Source organism: Paratractidigestivibacter sp. (assembly GCF_963660155.1).
In the GTDB taxonomy this organism is placed as follows: domain Bacteria; phylum Actinomycetota; class Coriobacteriia; order Coriobacteriales; family Atopobiaceae; genus Paratractidigestivibacter.
In genome coordinates, this window is the sequence record NZ_CAVKWG010000017.1 from 246,171 (window position 1) to 262,430 (window position 16,260).

Sequence of the window (16,260 nt, forward strand, 5' to 3'; positions counted from 1 at the left end):
CAGCAACGTCAAACTTACAGGAAGGCGACCTATGGCATCAACCGATAAAGCATTGCGGCTCTTCGAGGATTCGTACGGCACGGGCACCGCCCGGAAACTGCTGAGCGTCCACGCGCCGGGTCGATCGGAGATCGCCGGCAACCACACCGACCACGAGGGCGGCCATGTGATCGCGGGCGCGCTCGACGTCGCCATCGACGGCGTGGCCGCGGCCAACGGCACCGCCTCCACCGTCCGCGTCGCGAGCGAGGGCCACGGGTCCTTCGAGATCGACTTGTCGAGCACCGCCCCCGTTGAGGCCGAGAAGGTGAGCACCGCGGCCCTCGTGCGCGGCATGGCGGATGCCCTCACCAAGGCCGGCAAGCCCGTCTCGGGCTTCGACGTGGCCTTTACCAGCACCGTCCCTTCCGGCGGCGGCCTTTCGAGCTCGGCCGCCATGGAGGCCGCGCTCGGGCGCGCCATGGAGGCGCTTTGGGAGGGCGACGTCGCGCCCGTCTCGCCCATTGGGCTCGCGAAGATGAGCCAGAGAACCGAGAACGAGTGGTTCGGCAAGCCGTGCGGCCTCATGGACCAGGCGAGCGTCTGCTTGGGCGGGCTTGCCCACATGGGTTTCGCCGACGCCGAGAACCCGACCGCCGAGAAGCTCGCGCTCGACTTCGAGGACTTCGGCTACTCGCTTTGCCTCGTGGACGTCGGGTGCGACCACGCGCCCTTCACCGCCGACTATGCGGCCGTCCCGGTCGAGATGCAGCAGGTCGCGGCCGAGTTCGGCAAGAAGCGCCTCTGCGAGGTTGACGAGGCCGCCTTCGACGAGGCCCTGCCCGCGCTGCGCGAGAAGCTCGGCGACCGCGCCTGCCTGCGCGCCGTCCACTACTACTACGAGGACGACCTCGTGGAGCGCCGCTGGGCCGCCCTCCGAGCCGGCGACATCGACTCTTTCCTCGCCCTTACGCGCGCGTCCGGCGCGAGCTCGGCCATGTACCTGCAGAACGTTTCCACCGCAGGCGCCTTCCAGCCCGCTATGTACGCGCTGGGCCTCGCCGAGAGGATCCTTTGCGGCAAGGGCGCCGTCCGTATACACGGCGGCGGTTTCGGGGGGTCAATCCAGGCCTTCGTTCCCACCGACATGGTCGAGACGTTCGCCGGCCGCATGAACGGCTGGCTGGGCGACGGCTCGGCCCGCAAGTACCAGATCTGCGAGGAAGGGGCGTGCGCGACATGGCTCTAAACGAGACGATCCAGCAGCTCGTCGGCTACTGCGAGAATCGCGGCCTCATCGAGGCCGAGGACCGCGCCTGGGCCTACAACACCGTGCTCGACTGCATCTGGGCAAAAGGCCCGGCACCGGATGAGCCCTGGCTGCTGGCCGACGCCGCAGCCGAGCCCGAGGGCTTCGACCTCGATGCCGCGCTTCTCACCCTCGGGGACGCATCCGTGGAAAACGGCGCCGAGGACGACACCGCGAGCGGTCGCGACCGAATCGCCATGCGGGTGATGGGCGCCCTCATGCCGAGGACCTCCGAGGTATGCCGCCGCTTCGGCGAGAGCATCGCCGAGGGCAACGCGCGCAAGGCCACCGACGACTTCTATCGCACGTGCTGCGACGCCGGCTACGTGCGCCGCGCCGCGATCTCCCGCAACGTCAAGTGGGAGACCGCGACCGAATGGGGCGACCTGGAGATCACGATCAACCTCTCAAAGCCCGAGAAGGACCCCCGCGAGATCGCAGCCGCAGGCGCCGCCAAAAACGACAGCGAGAAATACCCGGCCTGTCAGCTGTGCATCCAGAACGAGGGGTACCCCGGGCGCGCCGCAGCGGCCGATGGGGGCGCGCACCCGGCTCGCCAGAACCTGCGCATAGTCCCCATCGAGCTCGCCGGCGAGCGCTGGGGCCTGCAGTACTCCCCTTACGCCTACTTCAACGAGCACTGCATCGCCATGAGCGCGACCCACCGACCGATGCACATCGACCGCGACGCCCTGGAGCATCTTCTCGATTTCGTTGAGCTGCTCCCCCACTACTTCATCGGGTCCAACGCAGACCTGCCCATCGTGGGCGGCTCCATCCTCTCGCACGACCACTACCAGGGCGGCGACCACGAGTTCCCCATGATGCGCGCCGAGGTCGCGGACACCTTCTGTATGGAGGGGTTCCCGAGCGTTTCCTGCGAGGTCCTGAGGTGGCCGCTGAGCGTGCTTCGCTTGGCGTCCTGTGACCGAGACCAGCTGCTCGAGGCAGCCGTTCACGTCATCGACGCCTGGCGCGCCTGGACCGACGAGTCCGTGGGCGTGCGAGCGTTTGAGGCGGACGGCTTGCCGCACAACACCGTGACGCCGGTCGTGCGCCGCCGGGGCGAGGCCTTCGAGTGCTACCTCGCCCTACGCTGCAACGTGACGAGCGAAGAGAACCCTTTGGGCGACTTCCACCCCCACGCGCAGTGGCACCACATCAAGCGAGAGAACATCGGCCTCATCGAGGTCATGGGCCTGGCGATCCTCCCGGCGCGTCTCGTGTCCGAGCTCGACGCCGTCGCCGAGCACTTGCTCGACCACAGCCTCGAGGCGCTCGACGACGACCCCGCGAGCGCTCCTCACGCCGCCTGGGCCCGCAGCGTCGCGTCCGCTCACCCCGAGCTGGACCAGAACAACGCCACCGGAATCCTCCACGAGGAAGTCGGCAAGGTGTTCGGCCACGTCCTCGAGGACGCCGGCGTCTTCAAGTGGGACAAGGCCGGCCGCGCCGCCCAGAAACGCTTCACCGACTCCCTCTAGCCACCCCAACCTGGCCCGTCGCCACGCCCGGCCCCGGTCTGCATCTTTTTGCAGGCCGGGGTTATTCTTCGCCATGCTGTCACGCAAGCATAAACCCCCGCCCGTTGTGCTCGGGCGAGGGGCGGGGGCCAAGCCGATCAAAGAGGGTCGAGACCAGGGAAAGACGTGCAGGGGTAACCGACCCGGCCCGTCCTTGTCGCCGGCCCGAGCTGGGGTAAGGGACCGGGCCGGCGACTCGGTGTTTACTTTTTCTGCACGTACTTAAGGCAGTCGAGCGTGACTGCGAGCAGGATGATGATGCCGGAGAAGACGAACTGGAGGTTCGTGTCGATGCCGAGGATGGTGAGCGAGTACGTCAGGGCGGTAAAGATCAAGACGCCGATGGCGACGCCAGAAATCTTGCCGATCCCGCCGGTGAAGGACACGCCGCCGACGACGCAAGCCGCAATGGCGTCGGTCTCCCAGCCCTGGCCGTACGCCGCGGAGCCAGAGCCGACCATGCGCAGGCTCTCGAGCCAGGCGCCGAAGCCGTAGAGAATGCCGGCAAGGATGAAGACGCCGATGGAGACGGCGAAGACGTTGATGCCGGAGACGGTCGCCGCCTCTGTGTTGCCGCCCACGGCGTACATGTTCTTTCCGAAGGTAGTCTTGTTCCAGATGAACCAAACGATGATGATGGCGGCGAGGGCCCACAGGATAATCGTCGGGAAGCCGCCGATCTTCGGGATGAACATAGCCGGAATCGAGGGTTCGATGGCGCCGAACGAAACGCCCTTGGTCGCGTAGGTCACAATACCGAAGATCGCGAGCATGTTGGCCATCGTTGAGATGAACCAGTGCATCTTGAACTTGGCGGTAAAGAAGCCGGCGATCGCCGAGAAGAAGGTGCAGAGGATGATGCAGACGGCGAGCGCGAGGAAGGCGCGAGCGACCACCGGCAGCCCGGTGAAGTCGAAGACGATGCCGAAGAACGTGCCGGTGTTCACGCCCTGGTGCATGATGATCGTCGAGGCGACCATGCCCATGCCGACCTGGCGACCGATGGAGAGGTCGGTGCCGGACTGCAGGATAAGGCCAGCGACGCCGAGCGCGAGGAACATGCGAGGCGATGCCTGCTGCAGGATGTTCAGCACGTTGGAGGCCGTGAGAAGCTGGGAGCCCTTGACGACCGGCGTGATGATGCACAAGGCTATGAAGATGAGGAGAATAGCGAGGTAAAGGCCGTTGTTCAGCAAGAAGGTACGCGCGTTGAAGGTGTACTTGTAGTTCTCCCAGCGCTGTGCGAGATTTTCCTGGAACGTGAACTTGGACATCGTCAGCTGGTCGATGATGCGATACTGGAAGCTGAAGGCGTCGTGGCCGCGGTCCCTGATGCGCTGCAACTCATTTTGGTAGTTGACCTTGGCGTCGAACTGGCGGTTTTTGTAGACGATCTTCTCGTCCTTGATTTCGGCCGAGTCGGCAAGCCCCGCGAGCAGGTCCTCGTGTTCCTTTGCGAGCTTGGCGAGCGCCGCGTCGTGGTTGTCTTTCGCCACAATCTTCTCGGCGGCACAGGAAGCGCGGACCTTGGAGAGGTAGTCTGCCTCGTAGTGGTCCTTAAGGTAGGCGCGTGCCTCAACGATGAGGGTGTCCACCTGGGACTTGTTCGCCGCCTCGACGGACTTGGCGACCTCAAGCTCCTTGGTATAGCCCGCCACGAGTTCGGCCGCCTCCTGCTTAGAGATCGAGCGGTCCCGCTTGACCGATTCAATCTCGCTCGAGAGGGCGATTACCTTGTCGGTGCCCTCGAGCCGCAACGCGTCGATCTTGTCCTGGATGGCGTCGATGTATGCGTCGATAGGCTTGAGCAGCGCCGCTTCCGCGTCCGCGGAGAGAATCGCCGTCTTGTTTGCTGGCATACTAATCAATCCCCCCTTTGTTTAGAGATACTTGACACTGAGGCGAAGCAGCTCTTCCTGATTCGTCTCTTTGGTGTTGACGATTCCGGAGAGCCGGTGGTTCGACATGACGCCGATGCGATTCGTGATGCCGAGAATCTCGGGCATCTCGGAAGAAACGACGATGACGGTCGTGCCGTTCTTCGCCATGTCGATGATGAGCTCGTAGATCTCGTACTTGGCGCCGACGTCGATGCCACGCGTCGGCTCGTCCATAAGGAAGACCTGCGGGTAGCGCTCAAGCCATTTGCCGAAGATGACCTTCTGCTGGTTGCCGCCCGAAAGCGACGCGATCGGGTCGTCGGGCCCCATGCATTTGGTGTTCATGGTCTTGATCTGCCTGGTCGTCGCCTTGCGCATCAATTGGGTGTCGAGCATCGCGCCGTTCTTGTAATGCTCAAGGTTGGCGATCGTCGTGTTGAAGACGAGGTCGCCCTTGATGAACAAGCCGTTGGCCTTACGCTCCTCGGTGATGAGCGCGAAACCTGCTTCCATGGCGTCATGGGCGCTCGAGAAGTTCATGAGGTGCCCGTTCAGGTAGATGCGCCCCGCGGCGCGGGTACGGATGCCAAAAATCGTCTCGAGCAGCTCGGTGCGCCCGGCCCCGACCAGGCCGTAGAGGCCGAAGATCTCGCCTTTGCGCACGTCGAACGAGACGTCTTGCAGGTGCGGGGCATACTTCGTCGAGATGTGGTCGATCGCGAGGAACGACTTGCCGGGTTCGTTGTCAACCTCCGGGTAGCGGTTGTCGAGCGAGCGGCCGACCATAACCGAGATAAGCTCGTTCATGCTCGTCTCGGCGACGGGCTTGGACATGACGAGGTTGCCGTCACGCAGGACGGAGACCTCGTCACAGATCTCGAAGATCTCGTCCATCTTATGTGAGATGTAGACTAGCGCGATTCCCTGCTCCCTCAGCATGCGCATCATCTGGAAGAGCTTCTCGACCTCCTGCGCCATGAGCGAGGAGGTGGGCTCGTCGAGGACGATGACGCGGGCGTTGTAGGAGATGGCCTTCGCGATCTCGCACATCTGCCGCTGAGAGACGCTCATGGTCTTCATTGGCGCGGTGAGCGAGACGGTCATGCCGAGCTTGCGGAAGAGGTCGGAGGCCTCCTTCTTCATCCTGGCTTCATCGACGACGCCGCCCTTCACGGGGTAGCGGCCGAGGAAGAGGTTGTCGACGACGTTGCGCTCGAGGCACTGGTTGAGCTCCTGGTGCACCATCGCCACGCCGTTCTCGAGCGCCTCTTTGGGCCCAGAGAAGCTGACCTCCTCGCCGTCGAGGTAAATCCTGCCCTCATCCTTCTGGTAGGTGCCAAAGAGGCACTTCATCATGGTCGACTTGCCGGCACCATTCTCGCCCATGAGACCCATGACGCTGCCGCGCCTCACGTTGAGATCGATGTGGTCGAGAACGCGGTTGCGCCCGAACGACTTGGACATGCCCTTGATCTGCAAGACATAGTCCTCGGTCCCGTCAGCCATTGTTATCACCCCTCAATCCATCTAAGTCGATGCGCGCCGAGGCACGCAGGACCGTTCTCAGTTCCTGAACTGAGCCGCCAAATAAGCCAGTTAGGCGGGAGAAGACCTCCCTCCTACCTGGCTCTGATTACGGTACAGAGGCTATGCAGCGTTCGTCATGCCGGGCTTAGGAAAGAAGCGCGGTGTAGGACGCGGCGTTGTCCGTCTTGACCATGTTGATGGCGAAGGCGTCGTACTCGTCAGGGTTGCCGAGTCGGTTGGTGATGTTGGACTCGGTCTGGCCGTCGCCGCCGATGTACTCAACGTCGAGGTTAAGCAGGTCGTCGTACTTCTGGAGCAGCGGCTGATAGGTGGAGGAGAGGAAGTTGTCGGCCGCGTTGTAGATGTTCAGCCAAACCTTCTTCCTCGGGCTCGTTGCCTCCTCGAGCTGAGCCTGAGCCGTCTCGTACATGGCGGTGGCGTCGGCGAACTTGTCGGCGTTCTCGGCAGTGACGGCGAGGTTCATCGCGTAGTAGGAGCGGTCGGCCTCGGAGTACTTGTAGTCGTCGGCGGAGATCACGTTGCCGGCGTCATCGGCAGTCGCGATGCCAGTGTTGATGTCCACGCCGTCGAGCGTGTTGCGAAGCAGGCGAAGGGTGAGGTAGGCCTGGACGGCGGGGTTCTGGGAAATGGTTCCCGCGTAGCCCTCGGCGATGGCGGCGACGGCGTCGGAGTTCGCGTCGTAGCCGAAGGTCGGGACGTTGTTCTCCTTGGACCAGGCGTTAAACATGGCCATGCCCATGCCGTCGTTGTTGGAGACGATGACGTCAATCTGATCGCCGAAGGAAGAAGCCCAGGAGCCCAGGGCGTTGCCCGCGGTCGCGGCGTCCCAGGTAGCACCGGCGGAGTTCTTCATCTCCTGCGAGGCAATCTCGCGGACGATATAGGACTTGCCGTTGACCTCGAGGGTGCCGTCCTGGACGACGGTGGAGGAGCCGTCGAGGTTCGTGCCGGCGGCGTCGGAGACGATGGCGCCGTCCTTCTCGACAGCGGTACCGAGGGCTTTGCGGCAGCCGCGAGTACGGGCGATGGAGTCGTTGTGGCCCACGTCACCGATGGCGAGGATGTAGCCGATGATGCCGTCGCCGTTGCGGTCGATGGTGTCGATGTGCGCCTTGATGTAGTCGGCGATCATCGTGCCCTCGAGCTCGCCGCCCTGGTTGGCGTCGAAGCCGACGTAGTAAGTGTCCTTGTTCCAGTTAAGCGAGGTCATGTCGAGATCGCCGGTGGTGGAGTTGGACGGCTGGCGGTTCCAGAAGACGACCGGCTTGTCCTTGTTCGCGACGGCATCCCCTGTGTCGGCGCCGGAGTCACCACCGGCATCGCTGCCCGCGGAGCCGTTGCAGCCGACGAGGCCGAGCCCGGCCACCGTGGCGGCAGTGCCACCGAAAAACTGCAGGAACGTACGACGTGACATTTCCATGATACGCTTCCTTTCCTTCCTGCCCAGGCTATGTACAAGCTCTCGGGCGTTTCCTTGCGGGTACGATAACATCGCCGTTTATCGTGTCTTGTAACCTACTCACGTTATCCGTTAAACGGTTGGACACGAAACGCGAACGGTTTCCACGCGCAACGGAAAACCGGGGAGTAAACATCACCGTTGAAACCGATACCCAACGGTGATGTTTTGATCGACCCAAGGTAGCCAAGGTAAAAGTTCTGCAAACGTCGGCAAGAAGACCTGGCTATGCCGGCAAGCGTGCAACGAAACGCGCCTTAACAGCCAAAGGCGGGCGAAAACCCCAGGGCCCGGCCCGCTCGTTCTCCTTGTAGACGCTCACCTCACAGGAGTACGCGCGCCAGCAGAAGCCGGGAGTCCAGGGGCACCGACCCGACATCCCCTCCGCTGCAGGTGAAGGAGCGCACGACGCACTCGATTCACTCCCCCGGACTCGAGTGAGCCGATCCGCGTCGAGGAAGAGGTCCTGGTCATAGTCGTGATGCGGTGTGAAGGGCAACAATCCCCCGTCACGGTAGAACCCGAGCCGAGATCCTGGGCTCCTCCTCAGTTCTGTCCCTGCGCAAGCTCGCTCGGGATGCGTCCCGGCACAAGGGCGCCTCCTCGCCCAGCCCGGCGATCGCGAGATCTTCCTCGAGGCTGCGCTCTTCTTCATAAAAGGCGTCCCAGCTCGACTGCGACCAGTTGCGCGCGACCCCCAGCCACGTGACCCCCCGTCCGGCATGAGCTCAAATTCCCCAGGCTCAACCTTGCCGAAGAACGCCCGCGGCCCCGCATGGCGATGGCCTCCCTTGGTTCGGCGGCTTGGCCGTACTCGCCCGTCTGGTAGTCGAGCACCGAGAAACACTCGCCCTCCTACGACTTCGGGAGGGGAAACCCATGCTCGTCAGCGCCGCCTCGGCGGCCGGCGTCTGCGCCCGCGACCCAGCTCGCCTCAGGGGCAATGATCCCAAGATCGGCCTGTTTACCCGAGCCTCAGCCTCGTTTGCAAGGTTCGCGGTGCTCGAGACGCGCTCCAACAGCTCGAAATACGCGCTGAAAAAAGCCTCCTCACCGAACTCCTTGCCTTCGCCCAAGAAACCCTGCGAAACCTCGACCATGTCAGCCTCCCCCACCGCGCGCCTCGAGGCAAACGATTCGTCTGGAAGGATTGGCAGCATAGCGGGTTGTGCGCTCAGCCCGCCGCATGCGGGTATGCGCCGGGCCGGGGGCCAAACCGCCGTAGACGACATCGGGGCGCAGCTTGCCCCGACAGCGCGCAGCAGGACAACAGGTTCTTCGAGGTGCGGGCGCGATCGCCCCCGGCTCCGTCTCGGTACGTTATTGTGGAAACCGCCTCGAGGCGGCGTGCGGCTTTGACGTCCCACCGGCCTCGCTTCTGCGGCGAGAAGCCCGCAGGCACCCCCTCGCGGGCTTTCCCTGGGCGACCTTAGCAAGTGCGCTCTTAGTGCCGAGGGCTGGGCAGAAGAAAACCCCACGAGGGAGCGCCCTTCCAGTTGAGCCTAGCTGAAGTCCGCGATCTGAGCCTTGAGCTGCGCGATCGTGGCGGTGAGCTCTACTTGCTGGGAGCGCTTCTTCTCGATGACCGCAGGCGCCGCCTTGGCGACGAACCCATCGTTGCCAAGGGTCCGCTCGACGCCGGCAAGCTCCTTCTCTGCCTTCGCGAGCTCCTTCTTGAGGCGGGAAACTTCTGCAGAGATATCTATCACGCCAGAAAGCTCGATGCTGACTTCAAGCCCACCATCAATAATGGTAGTAGATCCAATAGGCTTGGGGCAGTTAACGGTAATAGAGGTCAAGACACCAACCGACCGAATAAACGAAGAGAGACCATATAGAGCCTTCTCGTCATTGTTATCGCAGCGCACGGCCACGGCAAGCTCGGCCTTGGGCGAGAGGCGATACCGGGCGCGGGTGGAGCGCACGCAAGAGATGACGCGCTTGGCAAGCTCGAAGTCGCCCTCGGCAGCCTCGTTGACAAAGCCGGCGAGATCTTCGGGCTCGGGCCACTTGGCGACCATCAGGAACTGCGCGTCGTGGGCGTCAAGGCCGGAGGCCGGCAGCGCGTCCCAGACACTCTCGGTCACAAACGGCATCACGGGGTGCAGCAGGCGCATGGAGACGTCAAGCACGTAGACGAGGTTGCGCTGAACCTGGAGCTTCTCGTCTGCCGTGCCGTCAAGCAGGCGGCCCTTGCACAGCTCGATGTACCAGTCACAGACGTCGCCCCAGAAGAAGCTCTGGATGTTACGGGCGTAGTCGCCGAAGTTGTAGGTCTCCAGTTGCTCGGTGGCCTCGGCCACGGTGCGGGCAAGGCGGCTGAGCATCCAGGCGTCCTCGGCGGTCTTTGCCACGGGCGCGCCGGGCACGTAGCCGTCCAGGTTCATCTGGACGAAGCGGCTGGCGTTCCAGATCTTGGTCACAAAGCTGCGGGCCTGCTCGGTGCGCGGGCTGTCGATGAGCTTCTTGGTCTTCTTGTCGATGTTGGCATCGAACTTGACGTCTTGGTTGTTGGTGATGAGCGTCAGCAGGTTGTAGCGCATGGCGTCGGCGCCGTACTTGTCCATGAGCTCCATGGGGTCAACGCCGTTGCCCTTGGACTTGGACATGCGGCTGCCGTCCTTGGCAAGGATGGTGGCGTAGATGTAGACGTCCTCGAAGGGGATCTCGTCGGTGCAGTACAGCGAGCTCATGATCATGCGGGCAACCCACAGGGCGATGATGTCGCGGGCGGTGACCAGGACCTTCGTGGGGTGGTGCTCGGCCAACTCCGAGGTGTCGTCAGGCCAGCCCTGCGTGGCGAAGGTCCACAGCTGGGAGCTGAACCAGGTGTCCAGGACGTCCTCCTCCTGGTGCACGTGGTGGCCGCACTTGGGACAGGTGTCCACGTCCTCCATGAGGGCGTCCTCCCACCCGCACTCGTCGCAGTGGAAGACCGGGATGCGGTGGCCCCACCACAGCTGGCGAGAAATGCACCAGTCCTTGAGGTTGTCCATCCAGGTGAGGTAGGTATCGGTCCAGCGGGCCGGGTGGAACTTGATCTGCCCGTCGCGGACCACCTGGGTAGCACGCTGTTTAAGCTTGTCCACGGCGACGAACCACTGCTCAGAGAGCCAAGGCTCGAGCGCGGAGTCGCAGCGGTAGCAGTGCATGACGGAGTGGTCGAGCTCCTCGATGTGGTCGAGAAGGCCGTGCCCCTCAAACCAGGCCACGATGGCCTCGCGGGCCTGGTCGCGGTCCATGCCGGTGAACTCGCCGTAGCCCTCGACGACGACGGCGTGCTCGTCGAAGACGTTGATCTGCGGCAGGTCGTGGGTCTGGCCCATGGCGTAGTCGTTGGGGTCGTGGGCCGGGGTCACCTTGACGAAGCCCGTGCCGAAGTTGGCGTCGACGTGCCAGTCGGAGAAGATAGGGATCTCGCGGTTGACGATGGGTAGCATGACGTGCGCGCCCACGAGCTTGGCCTTCTCGGGATCGGAGGGGGAAACGGCGATGCCGGTGTCTCCGAGCATGGTCTCCGGGCGCGTGGTGGCAACGGTCACGTACTCCACGCCGTCCACCGGCTCCACCAGCGGGTAGCGGAGGAACCACAGGTGGCCCTTCTCGTCGTGGTACTCGGCCTCGTCGTCAGAGATGGCGGTGCAGCAGTTGGGGCACCAGTTGACGATGCGCTTGCCGCGATAGATCAGCCCCTCGTGGTACCAGTCGCAGAAGACGCGGCGCACGGCGCGGCTGAACTCGGGGCTCATGGTGAACTTCTCGTCGTTGAAGTCAACGGAGCAGCCCATGCGCTTGATCTGGCTGACGATGGTGCCGCCGTACTCGTGGGTCCAGTCCCAGCAGGCGTCCAGGAACTTCTCGCGGCCGATCTCGAGGCGAGAGATGCCCTCGCTCTTGAGCTTCTTGTCAACCTTGGTCTGGGTGGCGATGCCGGCGTGGTCGGTGCCCAGGATCCAACGGGTGGAGCGGCCGCGCATGCGGTTGTAGCGGATGAAGGTGTCCTGGATGGAGTCGTCCATGGCGTGGCCCATGTGCAGGATGCCGGTGACGTTGGGCGGCGGGATGACGACGGTGCAGTCGCCCACGCCCTTGTTGCGCTGGTAGCAGCCGGCGTCGATCCACTTCTGGATGAGCTCGGGCTCCTGGGTTTGCGGGTCGTAGGTCTTGGGCATCTCTTCCACGGTGTATCTCCTCGCGTTGCGCTGTGGCAAACATCTTTGAATGCAGGTATAACAACCTATGAGAATACCACGGCCCGCATGGAAAGGATGCGCAGCATGGAGGCCTTGCGCTACTTCGACGCACATGTCCACATGAGCTGGTACGCCGACCCCGCGTCCGCCATGACCGACGCTGCCAGCTTGGGCCTCGGCGGCATCTGCTGCACCGTAGACGCCGAGAACCTGGCAAACTGTCCTGCGCCCGACGCGGACGGCGCCTGGGCCCTCGCCGCGGGGCTGCACCCCTGGTGGGCGGACGGCGCCGACCTCGAGGCCGCCGTCGCCGCCGCCGAGAGCTCCCGCTTTGTCGGCGAGATCGGCCTCGACCTCGGAAAGAAGCACGCGCAGACGGCCGAGGCGCAGACCCGCGCCTTCACGGCCATGTGCGAGGCCGCCCAGCCGGGCGCCGTCCTCTCCATCCACAGCGTGGGCGCAGGCCACAAGGTGCTGGACATCCTCGAGGCCACGGGCGCCTCCGGGCGCTGCAGCTGCGTCTTCCACTGGTTCTCCGGTGCCTCCGACGAGCTCAGCCGCGCCGTGCGTGCCGGTTGCAGGTTCTCCCTCGGCGAGAGGAGCCTCGCTACCCGCCGAGGCCGCGAGTACGCCCGGCAGATCCCGGCGGGCCGCCTTCTTACCGAGACGGACCTGCCAAAAGAGCCGGGCACCTGCGTCGACGCCGCCGCGCACCTCGCCTCCGTGCAGCGCGCCGTCGCCGGAATCGCCGCCGCACGCGGCGTCGACACCGAGGAGGTCAGAGCCCTTGTCCTGGCCAACTCACGCGAGCTCATCTGTTAGCTTGTGGGGCTTCAGGCAAACCCGGCTTCCAAGGTACCCGCTGGTGGTAAAGTCAAGGTTTGTATAACAGCCAGAAAGCAAAGGTTCGGCCAGTTGATCAAGCACCTCAGAATGCCTGCCCGCAAGGCGCAGACGGCCTGCGCGCCGCTCTCGCACACCATGCTCGCCACGTCGTCGGCGGAGCTCGACCTGCCCCTCGAGGACGTGGTCGTCGTCTTCGCGTGCAGCGAGAACTTCGTGCCTTATCTCTCGGTCGCCACGCAGTCTATCGTAGACAACGCGAGCAGCGACCGCCGCTACGACATCATCGTCCTCACGCGCGACCTCTCGCCGACGAGCATGATCACCCTCTCGCGCCAGACCAAGGGCGTAAACGTCGGCATCGGTTTTCTCGACGTCGACGCCGCCCTCGGCGACATCAAGCTCCCCCATCACGGGCATTTCCGCCCCGAGACGTACTTCCGCCTCCTCGCCCCTCAGCTGCTCCCCAACGTAGACAAGGCTATCTATCTCGACTCCGACCTCATCGTCAATGCCGACATAGCCGAGCTCTATGACTACGACGTGGAGGGCTACAAGATCGGCGCGACCCGCGACGCCGACACCATCGGCCAGATCGACGGCTACGACGAGACCGTTGGGCCGTATCTGCACGACGAGCTCGGCATGGACGACCCCCACGACTACTTCCAGGCGGGCGTCCTGCTCATGAACCTCGCTGAGCTGCGCCGTACCATCACCCCGGAAGAGTTTCTGCGCATCAGCACCGAGCGCATGTGGCGCTGGCTCGACCAGGACGTCCTGAACAAGGTGGTCAATGGCGAGTATGCACGAATCCCCATGAACTGGAACTACCTCATGGATTGGCAGCACCTGCGCCGCACGCACATCATCGCGAACGCGCCCGCCGATGTGCGCGACGAGTACGAGGCCGCTCGCAATGACCCGAAGATCGTTCACTTCGCCGGTCCCGACAACCGCCCCTGGCTCTACCCCGACGCCGACGGCGCCGACCTGTTCTGGAGCTACGCCAAGCGCTCCCCTTACCTCGAGGAGATCCGCGCGCAGCTCGAGGATTCGCGGGCAACTGCCAAGGGTCTGGCCAAGCGTTTGCAGGTCATCGTGCTGTACAAGGGCATCATGCCCGCTTTCGACAAGACCTGTCCCGGCGGCACGAAGCGCCGCAGGGTCATCATCAAGGGCTACGGGGCGCTTGGCGGGCACAACCTGTAGACCAGAAGCCTTTAGGAGTCTTCACCGAGAAGCGCCGAGACAGCATAAGCCGCAAAACAACCGGGCTCCGAGGAAATGACCTCGGAGCCCGGTCGCTGTTCGTTGGTCGCCGCCGCTACAGCGCGTTCGCCGCCTCGTATGCCGTGCGGATGGCGCTCGCGATGTCGGCAGTACGCTCGCCGGAGCAGTCGCCCACGAGCGTCACGGGGACCTTCGCGCCATCGACGTCGAACGGCACGGCCTTGGAACCCACGGCCATGACAACGTGGTCGCATGGGATCCTCACGGCATCGTCGCCGCAGGTTGCCTCGACGCCCTCGTCGGTGATTGCGACGAGCTTGGTGTTGACGTGCTCCTCGACGCCCTTCTCAGCAAACTCGGCCATGATCCTCGGCAGGATGGTGGAGGACTCCCCTGCCGCGATTTTGTCCAACATCTCGACGATGGTGACCTCGCAGCCCCCGCGAAGCAGATACTCGGCGGTCTCCGTGCCCACAAGGCCGCCGCCGATCACGGCCACCCTACCGGACACCTTGGCGGCGTCGGACAGCACATCCCAGGAGGAGACGACCTTCTCGGAGTCAGCGCCCGGCACAGGCAGCGAGAAATCGCGCGCGCCCACGGCCACGATGGCGGCATCTGCGGCGTTGACCTCCTCGAGCCCCGCCTTGTGGCCGAGCTCGACCTTGACGCCGAGGCGCGGCAGGACCTTCTCGTAGTACTCGGTGGCGCGCAGGATCTCGGACTTGCGCGGAGGCGCCGCCGCGAGGTTGACCTGGCCGCCGAGCTTGTCAGCGGCTTCGTAAACGGTCACGTCGTACCCGCGCAGAGCGCAGACGCGCGCAGCCTCCAGACCCGCGATTCCGCCGCCCACGACGGCGACCCTCTTGGGGCCCTCGCCGGGCTTCACGGACATCGTGGCCTCGTCGCCGTTCTCGGCGTTGAGGACGCAGGAGACATTACGGCGGTTCTGGATAGCGTCCACGCAGCCCTTGTTGCAATTCAGGCACTCGCGGATAGGCTCGCCAGAAGCGGCTTTGAGGGCAATGTCGGGGTCGGTCAGAAGCGAGCGGCCGTAGCCGATGACGTCGGCCTTGCCCTCGGCCAGGATCTTCTCCCCGGCCTCGACGGTGACGACGCGCCCCACGGTGGCGATCGGGATGCCGACCAGTGCCTTCACGCGCTCAGCCACGGGAAGCGTCCAGTTGTAGGGCACCGTGCCCATGGGCGGGATGGTGTCCCCCATGTTGCCGGTGTGGTTGGCCTGGGCCACCTGGATCATATCCACGCCCGCGATCTCGAGGAGCTTCGCAAGCTCGCAGGCTTCGTCAGGCGCAAGGCCACCCTTGCCTCGCGACATCCCGTCCGCGTTCCGCGTGACGACGGGCAGCTTGTACTCGAGCATGAGATCTGGCGCCGCGGCCTTGATAGCAGCGACGACCTCGAGGGCGTAGCGCACGCGGTTATCGAAGGAGCCGCCGTACTCATCGGTGCGGTGGTTGAGAACCACCGAGCACAGCGACCCCACGATCCGGTCACCGTGGACCTCGATAGCATCGATGCCAGCCTTGCTCGCGCGGCCCGCGGCCGCGGCGATGGCGTCACGAATCTGGTGAAGCTGCTCGACCGAGGCCTCGGAGACGAAGTGCTGCATGTCGTGGTGGAGCTTGGCGTAGGCATCGGTGCGGATCCGGCTGGACTCGGCCATCTTAGCCTCGAAGGTCGCCATGTCGCCTGCGGCCTTGGCCTCCTGGGCGGCACGGGCGGCGGCGCCGGAGAGCATGACCATGCGGCCGACTCCGGGCACGTCGTACTCGGGGTGGAAGAGTTGCAGCGCAACCTTGGCGCCGTGGGCATGCAAGGTCTCGGCGAGCTTGGTGAAAGCCGGTATCTGCTCGTCGGAGGCGAGCCTTGGCGTGGGGCTCGCGGTCATGACGGGGGCAACGTCGCCGATGACGATGTAGCCGACGCCTCCTTTGGCCAGGCGCTCGTAGAACGCGAGACTGCGGGGGCCTATGGAGCCGTCGCGCTCCTCGTAGCCGGTGGTCAGCGGCGGGAACATGATGCGGTTCTTGAGTTCGATGGGGCCTACCTTGATGGGCTCCAAAAGCAGCTTAGCGGGTTTGGCCATGAGAATCCTCTCCTTTAGGGGCCGCAGCGCGGCCGTTCGAATTTCCCCCCATGACGAAAGTCTACTTGCGCCATGGGGTAAACCGGAGGAACTTCTCGCCATTCGACCGCACACAAGGTTCGAAAAGGCCTACATGGCAACAAACCCCTCATCTCCTCGCAGGGGATGAGGGGCGATTCAGAT

The 16,260-nt window shown here is 64.2% G+C and carries 9 protein-coding genes; 4 read left to right on the top strand and 5 right to left on the bottom strand.

What is annotated here, in order from left to right; genetic code table 11:
• The first annotated feature begins 31 nt into the window (after positions 1-31).
• Both U5709_RS03470 and U5709_RS03475 read left to right on the top strand, forming a co-directional pair.
• Positions 32-1,228 carry a galactokinase gene (locus tag U5709_RS03470; protein ID WP_321972788.1) on the top strand — a complete coding sequence of 399 codons (1,197 nt, stop codon included), beginning with the start codon at positions 32-34 and terminating at the stop codon, positions 1,226-1,228.
• Positions 1,219-2,772, top strand: coding sequence for a UDP-glucose--hexose-1-phosphate uridylyltransferase (locus tag U5709_RS03475; protein WP_321970784.1), 1,554 nt, complete (start codon positions 1,219-1,221; stop codon positions 2,770-2,772). Before U5709_RS03470 ends, U5709_RS03475 begins: the two co-directional genes overlap by 10 nt.
• Positions 2,773-3,014: 242 nt before the next feature.
• Here the strand turns inward: U5709_RS03475 and U5709_RS03480 are convergent, their stop codons facing one another.
• The 4 genes from U5709_RS03480 to U5709_RS03495 form a co-directional block, all read right to left on the bottom strand.
• Complete coding sequence (locus U5709_RS03480) at positions 3,015-4,670, bottom strand: ABC transporter permease subunit (RefSeq protein ID WP_321972789.1); 1,656 nt, start codon at positions 4,668-4,670, stop codon at positions 3,015-3,017.
• 21 nt (positions 4,671-4,691) lie between these two features.
• Complete coding sequence (locus U5709_RS03485) at positions 4,692-6,197, bottom strand: sugar ABC transporter ATP-binding protein (RefSeq protein WP_321970786.1); 1,506 nt, start codon at positions 6,195-6,197, stop codon at positions 4,692-4,694.
• A gap of 166 nt (positions 6,198-6,363) precedes the next feature.
• The gene (locus U5709_RS03490; protein WP_321970787.1) at positions 6,364-7,659 is read right to left on the bottom strand and encodes a substrate-binding domain-containing protein; all 1,296 of its coding nucleotides are present in this window, start codon (positions 7,657-7,659) and stop codon (positions 6,364-6,366) included.
• A 1,541-nt stretch (positions 7,660-9,200) separates the two neighbouring features.
• On the bottom strand, positions 9,201-11,879 hold the full coding sequence (locus U5709_RS03495) for a valine--tRNA ligase (protein ID WP_321970789.1): 2,679 nt from the start codon (positions 11,877-11,879) through the stop codon (positions 9,201-9,203).
• Positions 11,880-11,975: 96 nt separating this feature from the next.
• On the opposite strand from U5709_RS03495, the gene U5709_RS03500 reads away from it, so the two are divergent.
• Positions 11,976-12,713 (top strand): TatD family hydrolase, encoded by a 738-nt coding sequence (locus U5709_RS03500; protein ID WP_321972790.1) that lies wholly within the window; start codon positions 11,976-11,978, stop codon positions 12,711-12,713.
• Positions 12,714-12,824: 111 nt separating this feature from the next.
• Positions 12,825-13,946, top strand: coding sequence for a glycosyltransferase family 8 protein (locus tag U5709_RS03505; RefSeq protein WP_321970791.1), 1,122 nt, complete (start codon positions 12,825-12,827; stop codon positions 13,944-13,946).
• A 115-nt stretch (positions 13,947-14,061) separates the two neighbouring features.
• On the opposite strand, the gene bilR is transcribed toward U5709_RS03505, so the two are convergent.
• Positions 14,062-16,077 (bottom strand): bilirubin reductase, long form, encoded by a 2,016-nt coding sequence (gene bilR, locus U5709_RS03510; protein WP_321972791.1) that lies wholly within the window; start codon positions 16,075-16,077, stop codon positions 14,062-14,064.
• Positions 16,078-16,260 lie beyond the last annotated feature (183 nt).